At 73.8% G+C, this 13,530-nt stretch carries 10 protein-coding genes; 3 read left to right on the top strand and 7 right to left on the bottom strand.

From position 1 onward, the window contains the following. The first annotated feature begins 137 nt into the window (after nucleotides 1-137). Together B7C62_14860 and B7C62_14855 are read left to right on the top strand one after the other, a co-directional pair. Nucleotides 138-1,802 carry a hypothetical protein gene (locus tag B7C62_14860; GenBank protein ID ARF73405.1) on the top strand — a complete coding sequence of 555 codons (1,665 nt, stop codon included), beginning with the start codon at nucleotides 138-140 and terminating at the stop codon, nucleotides 1,800-1,802. 148 nt (nucleotides 1,803-1,950) lie between these two features. Next, on the top strand, nucleotides 1,951-2,520 hold the full coding sequence (locus tag B7C62_14855) for an N-acetyltransferase (protein ID ARF73404.1): 570 nt from the start codon (nucleotides 1,951-1,953) through the stop codon (nucleotides 2,518-2,520). On the opposite strand, the gene B7C62_14850 is transcribed toward B7C62_14855, so the two are convergent. The 3 genes from B7C62_14850 to B7C62_14840 all read right to left on the bottom strand — a co-directional run bounded on the left by B7C62_14850 (nucleotide 2,496) and on the right by B7C62_14840 (nucleotide 6,747). Continuing rightward, nucleotides 2,496-3,272, bottom strand: a complete 777-nt coding sequence (locus tag B7C62_14850; GenBank protein ARF77169.1) for a hypothetical protein — start codon at nucleotides 3,270-3,272, stop codon at nucleotides 2,496-2,498. The genes B7C62_14855 and B7C62_14850 overlap by 25 nt on opposite strands. Nucleotides 3,273-4,309: 1,037 nt before the next feature. Next, a complete protein-coding gene (locus B7C62_14845) occupies nucleotides 4,310-5,179 on the bottom strand; it encodes a hypothetical protein (protein ID ARF73403.1) in 870 nt (289 codons plus the stop codon). A 56-nt stretch (nucleotides 5,180-5,235) separates the two neighbouring features. After that, a complete protein-coding gene (locus B7C62_14840) occupies nucleotides 5,236-6,747 on the bottom strand; it encodes a nourseothricin peptide synthetase (GenBank protein ARF73402.1) in 1,512 nt (503 codons plus the stop codon). A 36-nt stretch (nucleotides 6,748-6,783) separates the two neighbouring features. Between B7C62_14840 and B7C62_14835 the strand changes: the two genes are divergently transcribed. Further along, nucleotides 6,784-8,397, top strand: coding sequence for a hypothetical protein (locus tag B7C62_14835; GenBank protein ARF73401.1), 1,614 nt, complete (start codon nucleotides 6,784-6,786; stop codon nucleotides 8,395-8,397). Here B7C62_14835 and B7C62_14830 read toward each other — a convergent pair. From B7C62_14830 to B7C62_14815, 4 genes are read right to left on the bottom strand one after another with little or no spacing between them, the layout of a single operon-like run. Then, entirely contained in the window at nucleotides 8,362-9,441 is a 1,080-nt protein-coding gene (locus B7C62_14830; protein ID ARF73400.1) for a hypothetical protein, read from the bottom strand. The genes B7C62_14835 and B7C62_14830 overlap by 36 nt on opposite strands. 53 nt (nucleotides 9,442-9,494) lie before the next feature. Next, nucleotides 9,495-10,685, bottom strand: coding sequence for a hypothetical protein (locus B7C62_14825; GenBank protein ARF77168.1), 1,191 nt, complete (start codon nucleotides 10,683-10,685; stop codon nucleotides 9,495-9,497). Nucleotides 10,686-10,716: 31 nt separating this feature from the next. Next, nucleotides 10,717-11,412, bottom strand: a complete 696-nt coding sequence (locus tag B7C62_14820; protein ID ARF73399.1) for a hypothetical protein — start codon at nucleotides 11,410-11,412, stop codon at nucleotides 10,717-10,719. Then, nucleotides 11,409-13,433 carry a hypothetical protein gene (locus tag B7C62_14815; GenBank protein ID ARF73398.1) on the bottom strand — a complete coding sequence of 675 codons (2,025 nt, stop codon included), beginning with the start codon at nucleotides 13,431-13,433 and terminating at the stop codon, nucleotides 11,409-11,411. The genes B7C62_14820 and B7C62_14815 overlap by 4 nt, the downstream gene beginning before the upstream one ends. Nucleotides 13,434-13,530 lie beyond the last annotated feature (97 nt).

Here is a 13,530-nt window from a genome sequence, read left to right as displayed (position 1 = left end):
GGATGACCTTGGAATTCGGGCTGATCGGGCACGTGCGGTCTGTGCGTCGCAATGCGTAGGTCTGAAGTTTGCAGTCGGTAGCGGTTCTGCCCTGCAGGGCTTTGAACTGGCCTTAGCGCGGTGGCCATGTCGTGGCCATGGGGTGGCCGAGCGGGCAGGCCGGTTTCGGGTGCCGGTTTTGTGCGGCAGTTGAAGGCAACACCGTTCCGCACAATGCGGCCGGTGGTGCACAACTCCCCGGCTCGGCAGGATCGGTGGCCGAGGTTGCGCGACCGCCCCGCGAAGCGCGGCGGCAGGAACCGCGTACGGAGCTCCGCGCCCCGGTTATCAGGGGTGACCCCTTCGGCACCCGAACCCAGAAGGAGCCCGAGACAACTGTGCCAGGACAGCCGCCCACAGCAGAGGGCCTTCCCGTGACCGCATCCGGTACCGCTCCGGCGGCCCCTCCCGCCCCCGCACCCCGCGGCGATCTCGTCGCCTGGTCGCGGCTGGGGAAGGTGCTGCGCGCCCTGGACTGGCCGTTACGGGCGGAGGCGTACCGACAGGCCGGCGGGGCGATCCACCACCCGTGGCTGACCGACCCGGCGGGCGACGATCCCCTGTTCCGCCTGCTGCACCTCGGCGGGGCGCACAGCGCCCCGCCGCCCGAACTGTCCGACGCCCTGGCCGCCCTGGGCCTGATGGCGTCCCCGGGCGGGTCCGTCGGCGGTGACCCGGCTCCGGACGCCGGTGGGGACGTGGCCCCGTACCGCACCGCCCACCACTACTTCACCGCCTTCCGCGGGCTGCTCACCGTCGCCGACCACCACGCCCGCCCGCCCCGCAGCGGTGTGTACCTCGGCGAGGACGGGCTGATGTTCACCGACCGGGTGCTGAGCACGCACGCCGAGGGCACCGCCCTGGAGATCGGCTGCGGATCGGGGCTCACCGCCTCCGCGTTGGCCACCCGCGGCCTGCGCACCACGGCGATCGACATCAGCGCCGACTGCGTGGCCGCGACCACCGCCACCGCCGCGCTCAACGGGGTCACCGACCGTGTCGAGCCCGTGCACGCGGACGCCCGCCAGGCCCTGGCGGGCGCCGCCCGTTATGACCTCGTCGCCGCCAACCCGCCCGGCCTCCCCGTCCCCGACACCGTGGCCTACAGCCCCGCCGGGAACGGCGGCCCGGACGGACTCGCCGTCGTGCGGACCGTATGGGAGAACGCTCCTCAGATGCTCCGCGACGGCGGGGCGGTGGTGATGCGCTTCGAATGCGCCGGAGACCTCGTCGGCCCCTGGGCGCTGCCGGAGATCTTCGAACTCGCCGGTGACAGCTCGGTGCTGGTGACCATCCACGCACGGCTGCCGATGCGCACCCGCAGCGCACTCACCGCGCTGCGGGCCGCCCCGTACAACCCCGGCGACGCCCCCCAGGAACTGCTGCGCCGCCTCGACGCCCACACGGACGCCCTCGGTGCCTCCCGCCTCTACACCTGCTTCATGGTGCTGCGGAAGGACGGCCGGGCCCGCCGCGAGGTGCACGACCTCACCGCGGCCAACCTCTCGCCGGGCGCCGCCGCGGAGTCGCCCGCCCCGCCCCCGGCGGACATCGACCGGCTGCCGCCGGGCCTGGCCGGACTGGACTGGCGGCCGCAGCTCGCACTGCTGCACGAGCGCTGGGACGAGACCGTACGGGCCGCGGCTCGGCACCGGGACGCCGACGCCGTCATCACCGAGGTGTTTCCGGACGCACGGGCGCAGGACCCGGTCAACAGCCGCAGCCTCCACGCGTTCCTCAGCGTCCTGCCCGGCATGCCCTGACGGAAGGCCATGGCCTCCCGCATGCGTGAGGTCTGGGGAGTGTGGCTCCACAGACCTCACGGAGGGACCATGTGTGTTACGAAGGCTGTCCCACCGCATCACGGCCGGATACCGACCCTGCCTCGGACAGCGGTCGTAGTGTCACGTCATGACCACAGTCGATGACACCACTTACGCTCTCCGTACCGCCCGCCCCGAGGACGCCGAGGCCATCGAGGCGCTGGACGGCTCCTTCACCACGAGCACCGTCTTCCGTGTGGAGATCGCCGAGAACGGGTTCACCCTGCGGGAGACCCCGGTGGACCCGCCTCTGACCAAGGTGTTCCCCGAGGACGAGTCCGACGGCGACGACGAGGACGGCGGCCCGGAGGACCAGGACAGCCCCACCTTCCTCGCCCTCGGCGCCGACGGGTCCCTGGCGGGCTTCGTCTCCGTCTCGTACGCGCCGTGGAACCGCCGCCTCACCATCGAGGACATCGAGGTCGCCCCCGGGCACCGGGGGCGCGGCGTCGGCAGGATGCTGATGGCCCGGGCGGAGGAGTTCGCCCGGGAGCGCGGCGCCGGGCAGGTCTGGCTGGAGGTCACCAACATCAACGCACCCGCCATCCACGCCTACCGGCGGATGGGCTTCTCCCTCTGCGGCCTCGACACGTCGCTCTACGAGTTCACCTCCTCGGCCGGGGAGCACGCTCTCTACATGAGCAAGCCCTGTTCCTGAGCCGACAGCAGCCGGTGAACGGCGTGGGCGGAGCCGTCACCCGGAGCGACGGTGACGGTGAGCAGCCATGCGGCTCCGTCCCCCTCCCGGGTGTACCACTCCACCCGGGCGTCCAGCAGACGGTCGCCCGCCGCCGTGCGCTCCGCGTACCAGCCGCGGAAGGGCTCCGAGCGCCAGACCGGGAGCGGCACCGACCGCTCCCCGCCCGTACGGGGGGACCCCTGGCCCACCGCTCGCAGGGCCGCGCCCGCCGCCCTCGCGACCGACCGCTCCACCGGCACCCCGATGGACTCGGCGAAGTGCAGCAGATACGCCATGCGTTCGGCCTCCGGCGGCGTGCCCAGCACCGCCCGGCCCGAGTCGTACCAGGCCCCCCACTTGATGTTGGAGACCAGGCCCGGCAGCCGCTCCATGTCGCGGGGAATCCAGAACAGGATCACGTCGGAGCGGCGCATCGCGTCCTCCTCCCACTCGATCTGGTCCGCGTACCCCGGGTAGGAGCCGCCCGGTGCGGGCTCGGGCAGGAAGACGGTCAGCGTTCCCGCGTCCCGCCAGAGGGCACGCAGGGCGGCGACGGCCTCCGGGCGCCAGGACGGCTCGGCCGGGTCGGCGGGCGTGGGGCCGCACAGGTAGACGGCTGCCGCCCAGCTCGCGGGAGCCTCTTCACCGACATGGACGACGTGCACGGTGCCGGTCGCGGTCGCGGTGACAGTGGCGGTGGCGGTGGTGGTGGCGGGAGAGCCGAGAGGCAGGGGGGGAGTCAGGGGACAGGGGGGAGTCAACGGGGGAATCAAGGGACATGGAGGGCTCCGGGGTCGGTCGGGGGGCAGGGTGGCGAGGAAGTCCAGCAGGACGGTGTGGAAGGCGTCGGGTCGCTCCAGGAAGCCGAGATGGCCGGTGTCCGCCAGCTCCGCGTAGCGGGCGCCGGGCACCGCCCCGGCCACCTCGCGCCCGAGCGGGGCGGGTGCCAGGACGTCGTCGGCGAAGCCGACCACCAGCAGGGGGGTGGTGATCCGGCCGAGTTCGGCCAGCCGGTTCCGGATGGATCGACGCGGGGGCCGGGCTGCCGGGTCTTCCGTGAGCGTGTGACGAGGGGGTCGGGCCGCCGGGTCCCCCGTGAGCGTGTGACGAGAGGGCCGGGCCGCCGGGTCTCCCGTGACCGTGAGACGCGCGGGCCGGGGCGCCGGGTCCCCCGTGAGCGCGGCCAGTTCGAAGATGTCGAGCCATTCCGTGACCGCCCGGTCGTCCGCGAGGGTCCGTGGTGACAGGTTCTGCGCCAGCCGGACGGACGCCTGGTACTCCGGCGGAAGCCGGATGCCCGCCCTGGCGCAGGCGTCCTCGGCCCGGGCCAGCGCCTCGCCGACCGGGTCGGGACGGCCCCGGGTCGCGACGAGTACCGCTCCGCCCGCCGGACGCGGATCGGTCAGAAGCAGCTCCTGGACCGCGAGCGCGCCGAGGGAGTGGCCGACGAGCGGGCAGGAGGCCAGTTCCAGGGAGGTGAGTAACTCTCCTATGGTGGAGGCCAGTTCGACTTCATCGGCCGCTTCGTGGTCGAAAGTGACGACGAGGCGGCCCGCTGCCGTCAGGGCCGGGACGGTGTGGTGCTCCCAGATCCTGCCCGTACCGCCCGCGCCCGCCACGAGGACGATCGGCTCCCCGGTGCCGTGCAGGGCGTACGGCGTCCCGCCGGGCGTCGTCCCTGTCTCCCGTACGGCCCCTCGGGCGCCCGAACGGCCTGTGCCGGGCAAGTCGTTGACGTAGCCGGTGTTGTCCGTGCCGCTCGTGCCGGTCACCGGGCGACCCTCGACAGGGCGAGCTCGACCCACGCCGGGCGCCCGGTGTCCAGGCCGCGCAGCGCCACATGGACCCACAGGAACGAGGCCCGGGCCAGGACGTGCGCGCGCAGGCTGTCGCGGACCTCGCCGCCCGCCGCCCGGTAGGCGTCCAGCAGGCCGTCGAGCACCGGCTCGCCTCCGGCGTAGAGCATGTCGGCGAAGTCGGCCGCCGGGTCCCCGGGGCCCGCGTTCGCCCAGTCCAGCAGGCCCGACAGGACCGGTGGTCCGTGCCGCGGCCGGGTCACGAGCGTGTGGCCGGGGTGGATGTCCCTGTGCACGAGCGCCAGCTGTCCGGGCCACATCCGGTCGTCGTCCAGCCACCGCCGCCAGCGGGCCAGCCGCGCCTTGCTCAGGCCGAGTTCGGTGTGCGCGCGGTCCAGCTTCACCGCGATCCCGGCGCGTACGGTCTCCGGGGTGGCAGGCGGGCGGCCCGCGGTGTTCCACCGCCCGTCGGGGCGCAGGGAGTGCACCGCCACCAACGAGCGCGCCAGCGGCTCCAGATAGCGGTCCGGGTGGGCCAGCGGGTCCATCGACCAGCCGTAGACCAGCGTGACGGGGTCTTCCTGCCCCGCCGCCTCGCCGGGGAGACTCGGATAGGCGACCAGACCGGGTGTGTGCAGCCGCCAGTCCGGCACGGGCACCGGGACCCGGTCGCGCACGGCGCCCAGGACGGCACCCTCGACGGCGAGTTGCTCCGAGGCGGCGGGGCGTCGGGGCTGCCGCAGTATCCACGGGGTGCCGTCGGCGGCGCGGACGTGGGTGACCCGGAAGTCCCAGCCCGAGTCGTCGGACCGCGCCGACGCCGGATCGAGTTCGATCCCCAACTCCCTTGAGGCGTGAGCGATCAGCTCAGGGGACCCGGTCCCGCCGTCCTGGGCGCTCATCGGGGGGCCGCCGAGGTGTCCAGGTGCCGGTCCCGGGTCGCGTCGCGGTCCACCTTGCCGGTGTGGGTCCGCTCCAGCGCTTCCACCGGCACGATCAGGCTCGGCACCAGGTGCGGGGGAGCGGTCCGCGCCAGCCGCGCGCGGACGTCCGCCGCGACCTCGCCCGGGCCGTGGTCCGGCAGCGGGACGAAGAAGGCGGCCAGCGTGCTGTGTCCGGCCCGCTCCACACGGGACGCGGCCACCGCCGCCACCCCCTCGCAGCGCCCGATCAGCTCCTCCACGTCGAGCAGGTCCACCCGGTAGCCCCGGATCTTGACCTGGTGGTCCGAGCGGCCCCGGAACACCAGCGCACCGTCCCCGGCCGCCTCCACCAGGTCGCCGGTGCGGTACCAGCGGCGGCCGTCCTTCTCCACGAAACGGGCCGCGGTCGTCGCCGGAGCGCGGTGGTAGCCGAGCGCCAGGTTCGGGCCGGAGACGTACAGCTCTCCCTCCGGGCCGACTCGCTGGCCGACGTGCGGCAGCGGGTGGCCGATGGGCAGGTCGCCGCCGGTCTCCGGCAGCGGGGGAGCGCCCGGCCCGGCGAGGAGAACCGCGTGGGTGACGAGCGCAGTCTCGGTGGAGCCGTAGGTGTTGAGCAGCCGTACGCCGTCGGCGCCCAGCAGCCGCCAGCGCTCCAGCATGTCCGCGCGGACCGCCTCCCCGCCGATCACCACCGTCCGCAGCGACGCGGGAAGCCCGGCGCCCTGGTGGAGCAGGTCGCCGGTCAGGGTGTTCCAGAACCCGGTCGGCAGCACCGCGACCGAGACCCCCTGCTCCTCCACGACCCGCCCGAACCCCTCCTGGGCCGCGTCGTCCAGGACGAGGGTGGCGCCACCGGTCAGGGTCGGCAGGATCTCCTCCAGGCTGGTGTCGCCGCCCGCGCCGTGGAAGTGCAGCACGCACGCGTCCGGGCCGATGCCGTACAGGGTGCGCAGGGTCGGCACGACCGCCGCCGGGGCCCGGTGCGGGACCACGACGCCCTTGGGGTCACCGGTCGAGCCGGAGGTGAACAGGACGTACGCCGGGTCCTCGGGGCGGGGTGCCACCGGCAGGCCGTCCCCGGCGGCGGGCGGCGCGTCCGTGAGTGCCCAGCGGGGACGGATCACGCTCTCCACCGGGGGCTGCCAGCCGGACTCGGCGGTCGCCACCGCTTCGCGGCAGCCGAGACGGGTCAGGACCGCCGCCAGCCGGGCCTCGGGGTGGCCCGCCTCCAGCGGGACGTACGCCCGGCCTGCCGCCAGCACCCCGAGGATCGCCGCCACATCACGGGCCGAGTGGTGGGTGACGATGCCCACGGGCGGCTGCGGCTCCGCCGTGCGCGGGGCGACGGACCGGGCCACCGACCGGGCCCAGCCGGCCAGGGTGCCGTATCCGACGACGAGTCCGTTGTCGACGACGGCCGGGCGGTCCGGATCGTCGCGCGCCATTCCGAAGAACGGTTCAAGAAAGGAGACTCCGGCGGACTGCATTGTGAATTCCCTTGCCGTGATGGAATAGTGGGGATCATGCGTATGGTGATGGAATGTGACGTGAAAATAACCGCGCGGGACGGCTGTTTATTGAATGGAGACCTCTACCGCCCGGATATCTCCGGGCCCGTCCCGGTGCTCGTCCGGCGCACCCCCTACGGGACGTCGGGAAGGCCGGGCGGGGCCTCGGTCGACGGGCTGCGGCTGGTGCGCCAGGGGTACGCCCTGCTGGTGCAGGACGTACGGGGGCGGTTCGGGTCGGGGGGTGTCTTCGAGCCGTACGTGAACGAGGCGGCCGACGGCGCCGACACCGTCGCCTGGGCGGTGCGGCAGCCGTGGTGCGACGGCACGGTGGGGATGTTCGGCCGCTCCTACGAGGGCATGGCCGCGCTGCTCGCCGCCGCCGAACGGCCGCCCGGCCTGCGGGCCGTCGCCCCGCACGTGGCCGCGTCCCGCTTCGACGAGGGGTGGACCCGCCAGGGCGGCGCCCTCCAGCTCGGCTTCCTCCTCTACTGGGTCCTCTACGACCTGCTGCTCGACGGGGCCGGGCTGACCGGCGCCGAACGCGCCGAGGTCGAGGAAGCGGTGGACCGGATCGACGACCTCTACCGGGCCCCGGAAGCCGCCGACGACCTCCTCGGCCGGCTCGCCCCGTACTACCGGCGGTGGCGCGACACCCCCACGGACGCCCCGTACTGGCGCCGGGTCGCGCCCCGCGAGTCGTATCCCGCGATCCAGGCCCCGGCCCTCCACCTGACGGGCTGGTACGACATCTTTCTCGCCGGAGCCCTGGAGAATTACCGGGGAATTCGCGGACAGGGGGTGGAATCGCGGCTGGTGGTCGGCCCCTGGGCTCATGGTGTCACCGGGGGGATATTCCCGCAGCGGCGCTACGGAATTTCCGCCGACGAACAGCATCTCGATGTCACCGGACTCCACCTGGACCATTTCGACCGCCATCTGCGCGGGCTTGAGCCCCGTACGGAGCAGGACCCCGTACGGCTCTTTCTCACCGGCGCCGACACCTGGCGCTCCTTCCCCGACTGGCCCGTCCCCGGGACCGAGGAGTACGCCCTCCACCTGGACGGGCAGGCGCTCGTGCCCGGACCCGGCCCGGCGGAGCCCGGCCGTCGCCTCCTCCGCCACGACCCGGCCGATCCCGTGCCCACCACGGGCGGGGCCACCGCGCTGCCCGGCCAGTTCACCGGCGGTGACTGCGGACCGCTCGACCAGCGCGAGGTCGAGCGGCGCGCCGACGTCCTCTGCTTCACCGGCCCCCCGCTCACCGCCCCGCTGACCGTCGTCGGCGACACCGCCCTGACGGTCCTCGTCACCCCGGACGCGGCGGGCGCCGACATCACCGGCAAGCTCGTCGACGTCCACCCGGACGGCCGGGCCGAACTGCTCTGCGACGGCGTCCACCGGCTGACGGCCGGGGCGGTGCCCGGGGACGGCGGGCCGGTCGAGGTCACCGTCCGTACGGGCGCCGTCGGGCACGTCTTCCGCCCCGGTCACCGGGTCCGCCTGGAGATCGCGGCCAGCAACGCGCCGCGCTTCGACGTGCACCCCCCGGTGGTCGCGCACCACACGGTCCACTACGGCGGCGGCCACCGCTCACGCCTGCTGCTGCCGCGCCTCGCCGACGACTGAGGACGACTCCGGGCCGGTGGCGTCCGGGTGGAAGACCGACAGGTCACGCACCCGCTCGATCCGCCGGCCCGCTTCCCAGTGCGCTCGCCGCAGCCGCCGTTGCTGCGGACCGGTCAGCCGGGTGCTGTGCTGCGGGATGGAGCGCACCATCCGGGCCCGCTTGGCCGAGGCCGGATAACGGTCCCGCACCCGGTAGGGGTCGTTGAGCAGATGGTGCGCGGTGCCGGTGTGGAGGGCCGCCTTGAGCAGCGCGTAGTACGCCGCCGCGCCCGGGCCCTTGTCCCGGGCGCAGTGCACCAGGGTTCGCGCCGCCTCGAACAGCCGCCACACCACCGGGATCGCCGGGGTCGTGAACACCCCGGTCTCCTGCGCGATGCCCTCCCCGACGCCGTAGCGGAAGTAGCTGCGCATGTTGGCGAAGCCGTGCTGGGCGTCGTGGAAGATCCGGGCCTCGGGCAGATACGTCACCGGAATCCCGGCGAGCTGGAGCCGGAAGTCGAACTCCCGGTCCTCGCACCAGTGGATCAGCTCGTCGAAGTGGTAGCCGCCGATGTGGTCCACGATCACGCGGTTGTAGATCAGCGGCGGCGAGAGCGCGCTGATGTAGTCGCCCTCGTCGAACTCCCGTACCCGGGCCGTGAGACGGCTCAGCAGCCCCGCCGACTCCCCGTACACCACCTGCCCCTTGACCACCGGCTCGGTGAGTACGGAGCGCACCATGGACCGCACCACGCCGGGGGCGAAGGTGCAGTCGGAGTCCATCAGCAGCAGGTACTGCCGGTCGGTGGCGGCGGCCCCCGCGTTGTAGGCCGCGCCGAGGTTGCCGACATCCTCGATCTCGGTCACGGTCAGCGCCCTCGGGTGGTCCGCGATCAGTTTGAGGACCGCGTCGCTGGGCCCGTTGAGGGCGAGGACGATCTCCACGTCCTCGTCGATCGAGGCGATGCAGTCCGCGATCCGCAGATCGTCGCGGAGCGCGATCACCACCGCGGTCCGGGCGATGCCCCGGTCGACCGCGGCCTCGTCCATGGGGTCGGTGGCCATCCTGTTCTTCCTTCTCTTCCTTGTTGTCGTGGTGAGAGAGGCCCCGGCGGCGGTCATCCGGCCGCGTCCTTGAACCGCAGGGGCAGCGTGCGAAGGGTGCGCGCCGCGACGGCCTCGGCCGTGGCCACGTCGTCGGCGTGGGCGATCACGCCTGCCAGGACGTCGGCCCCGCCCCGGTAGGGCGGTACGACCGTGCCGGGGGCCAGCTCCATGCCCCAGAACACGTCGTGCACCCCCGCCCGGCGGGTCACGTTCCTGGGGTCGCCCACCCACTCGACGACCCCGCCGTCGGCGGGCTGGAACCGCTGGACGGCCGCCCGGTCCCGCGTCGGCTCCAGCTCGGCCAGGTCCAGCGGGCGGCCGAGTGCCAGGCGCACCAGGTTGGGCAGCGGGTCCACCCCGGTCGCCAGCCGCATCACCTCGGTGGCGATCCGGGCACCGGTGATCCGGCAGGTGATCTCCAGGAGCACCACCCGCCCGTCGTGGGTGCGCAGGATGTCGGTGTTGATCACCGCCGGGTCCAGCCCCAGGGCGCGCGCCCCGCGTTGGACCGTCTCGCCGATCTCGTCGATCTGCTCGGCGGTGAGCCGGCTGGGCAGGGTGTCACCGCCCTCGAAGAAGTACGGGGCGAACTGCTCCTTGCGCCCGTACTCCCGGTCGGCGAAGCCGAACCGGTGCAGCGTGCCGTCGACCATGAAGCCCGCCAGGGTGTGCTCCGTGCCGCGCAGGAACTCCTCCACGACGATCCGGCCGCCGCTGATCCGGAGCGCCTCCGCGGCCCGGAGGGGCACCTCCTCGGGCGACTCCACCTTCATCACGCCCAGCGAACCGGTTCGGTCGGAGGGCTTGAGCACGACCGGCAGCCCGATCCCCTCGGCGGCCCGTACCGTCTCCTCCACGCTCGCGGCCGTCGCGAAGCGGGGCACGTCCAGCCCCGCCCGGCGCAGGATCTCCAGCCTCCGGTCCTTGAGCGTGCAGTCCAGCGCGGTCTCCAGCGGCAGCCCCGGGCAGCCGAACCGGTGCGCCACCGCGCTGATCACCGGAGGATTGTCGGCGCCCAGCGAGAAGACCCCGTCCAGCCGGTCGATCCCGGCCGCCGAGAGCGCCGCGAGCACGGCCGTGGTGTCGTAGGGGTCGCAGAGCACCAGGGTGTCCGCGGCCTCCAGGGCCCGGTCGCCGGGGGTGTCGGTGGCTACCACCAACTCCGTTCTCGGGGACCTGAGTTCGCTGAGCGACCGGTCCATCCCGGAGCCGAGCCCGCATACCAGGAGCCGGTCAGTCACGGCAGCCTCCGGGGGCCGCCGGGGCGCCCAGGCTCAGTACCTGGAAGACCTCCGCGTGGCCGGAGCCGGAGGCCAGCGCGCCCCGGTAGCGGGCCAGCCCCCGGATGCCCTCGTCCCAGGCGGCATGGCGCAGCTGCGAGGCGTACGCCCGCATCGCTTCGACCTTGGTCTCGATCTGGCCGTCGATGTCCTCGGCGTACTGGAACCGGGACATAGGCGCCCACACCTCGTAACCGAGGACCAGCCGGGGCGCGGGCATCGGCTCCCCGCCCGTCTCGTGGAAGAAGTCCGACCCCGCCATCCACAGCGCCTCGGTGGCCAGTTGGTGCACCATCCGGTGCTCCACGTCGTCGTCGTTGTCGTGCGGCAGGTAGACCACCTGCGGCCGGACCTCGCGCAGTATCCGGACCAGCTCCAGATGGACCCGGCGGGAGAGCGCGAAATCCCGGGACGGCTCGTCGAGACGGATGCAGCGGTGTACGCCCATGGCCTTCGCGGCGGCCGCCGTCTCGGCCGCGAACTCCGCGTCGCCGACCCCGTCGTCCAGGGCGCTGCGCTCGCGCCCGATCACCACGACCACCGTCACCCGGGCGCCGCCCTGGACGTGCTTGGCGATGGAGCCGCCGCACCCGATGACGTCGTCGTCGGGGTGCGGGGCCACCACCAGCACGTCACGGACGCCGGTCATGCCCCCGCCTCCGCGATCTCCCCGGCCCACGCGGCCCACCGGCCGGTCGCCGCGACACCTTCCGCGAACGAGGTGCGGGCCCGGAAGCCGAGCAGCCGGTGGGCCTTGTCGTAACGGGCCCGGGCCCGGGAGCGGTACAGCTCCAGCTCCCAGTCCGGAACCGGCTCGGCGGGACGGCCGGCCGTCTGCTCCGCCGGGCCGCGCAGGGCGCGGATCGCGTCGAAGAAGGTGCCCCAGCGCAGCTCCTCGTCATGGCCGACGAGGAAGCGTTCACCGGCCGCGGCGGGGACGTCGACGGCGAGCAGCACCGCGTCCACGAGGTCGTCGACGTGCACGGCGTTGCACACACCGCCGCCGTCGCCGGACGGGAGCGCCGCGAAGTCGCTGCCGGGCCGCCGCAGCTGGGTGATGGTCCACTGTCCGCCCCAGGGGCCGTAGACCACGCCCGGCTGGAGCACGACGGTCTCCAGGTCCGGTCCATGGGCGTCCAGCACCAGTTGCTCGGCGGCGAGTTTCTGCTGCTCGTACTCACGGTCGGCGGGGTCGGCCGGGCGGGCCGGGGACTCCTCCGTCAGATCGCCGGAGACGGCGGGGTCGTACACGTCGACCGTGCTCAGGTGCACCACCCGGCGGACCCCCGCGGCGCGCGCCGCGGCCAGGACGCGGGCGGTGCCGTCGACCGACGCCGCCCAGCGCCCGGCCTCATCGCCGGAGCTGCCGAAGGCGGCGTGCACGACGGTGTCGCACCCTTCGAAGGCGGCCCGCAGCGCGGCGGTGTCCATCAGGTCGGCCCGCCGGAAGTCGAGCTGCTCCTGCGGCAGCACCGACAGCCGCGCGACCCGTCCGAAGCCGCGTACGACCGGCCGGACCTCCGCCTGGCTGTCCAGGATCAGCCGCTCGACCAGCCTGCCCCCGATGAAGCCGCCCGCGCCGGTCACCGCGACCGTACGGCCGTCGAGTGTGGGCCCGCCCCCGGTGCCGCGGGTGGTCCAGGGCTGCGGTGTCCGTTCGCGCGCGGGACCCTCGTAGCACTCCTGGATCAGCTCCACGACCCGGGCCCCGTCCTCGGCGCCGGAGTGCACGGTGGCCGAACCGCGCGTGGCGGCGGCGAAGTTGGCGAGCTGTTCGGTGAAGAGCGCCTCCCACTCGTCCTGCGCGGGGGCGACGGCCTCGACATCGCCCCGGTGCAGCTCCTCACCGTCCGCCGTGGTCAGCAGGCACTCCCCGGCGGGGAAGTCGGTGCCGATGGTGACGGTGGCGCGGGTGCCCGTGACGGTGCAGGTGATGCCGAGATCGCGCAGACGGCTGAAGTCGCCGTGCACGTCGACCTCGCCGAACCGCAGGTGGACGCGGGAGTCCGTCTCGACCCCGCCCAGTGCGTTGTCCTGGTGGTGGACGACCTCCACGCGGGGGCCGAGCCACCACAGCAGGGTGTCGAAGACATGTGAACCGGTGTCGGTGAGCACACCGCCGCCGGCCAGCCTCCGGTCGAACATCGACCAGGAGACCGGCTCCCAGGCGTACGGGTGGCCCTCGGACCAGTCCACGCGCACGATCTCGCCGAGGTCGCCCGCGTCGATGAGGCGCTTGACCCAGGCGTAGGCCGGGAACAGGCGGCGCGGGTGGGCCATGGCGAGGACCGGCGACCCGGGTTCCGCGGCGTGGGCGGCCAGCCGCCGCGCGTCCTCGGCCGAGGTGGTCATCGGCTTCTCCAGCAGGACGTGCTTGCCCGCGTCGAGCAGCCCCTCCACGGTCCGGGCGTGGCGGGTGTGCGGGACGACGACCACAGCGGCGTCGAAGGCGTCGGCGGCCTGGGCCGGGTCGGTGGCGATCACCACGTCGTCGGCGTCGGCGCCGCCCAGCTCGCGGTAGAGGGCGAGAGCGGCCCGGGCCTGCGCGGGGTCGCGGTCGATGAGCGCGGTGAGGCGCACTTCTCCCTTCAGCGGGGGGAGCGCGGGGATGTGGCAGCCGCCGGCGGCGGCGCCGCAGCCGACGATGGCGAGGCGTACGGGGGTGGTCACGGTGTCTCCAGGGGGTCGGGGTACGGGGGCGGGGAGCGGTGGTGATTGCGGTGGCGGTGGCGTTACGGGGCAGGGCGCGGGGGCGGCGGCGGTGGCG

The organism is Kitasatospora albolonga, assembly GCA_002082585.1.
GTDB lineage: Bacteria > Actinomycetota > Actinomycetes > Streptomycetales > Streptomycetaceae > Streptomyces > Streptomyces stephensoniae.
The sequence above is the reverse complement of the archived record's forward strand: the minus strand, read 5'-3'. Positions and strand labels throughout refer to the sequence as shown.

Coding starts and splice junctions, on each gene's coding strand:
- B7C62_14860 (ARF73405.1), top strand. CDS start 138: ATGGGGTGGCCGAGCGGGCAGGCCGGTTTCGGGTGCCGGTTTTGTGCG.
- B7C62_14855 (ARF73404.1), top strand. CDS start 1,951: ATGACCACAGTCGATGACACCACTTACGCTCTCCGTACCGCCCGCCCC.
- B7C62_14840 (ARF73402.1), bottom strand. CDS start 6,747: ATGCAGTCCGCCGGAGTCTCCTTTCTTGAACCGTTCTTCGGAATGGCG.
- B7C62_14835 (ARF73401.1), top strand. CDS start 6,784: ATGCGTATGGTGATGGAATGTGACGTGAAAATAACCGCGCGGGACGGC.
- B7C62_14830 (ARF73400.1), bottom strand. CDS start 9,441: ATGGCCACCGACCCCATGGACGAGGCCGCGGTCGACCGGGGCATCGCC.
- B7C62_14825 (ARF77168.1), bottom strand. CDS start 10,685: ATGGACCGGTCGCTCAGCGAACTCAGGTCCCCGAGAACGGAGTTGGTG.
- B7C62_14820 (ARF73399.1), bottom strand. CDS start 11,412: ATGACCGGCGTCCGTGACGTGCTGGTGGTGGCCCCGCACCCCGACGAC.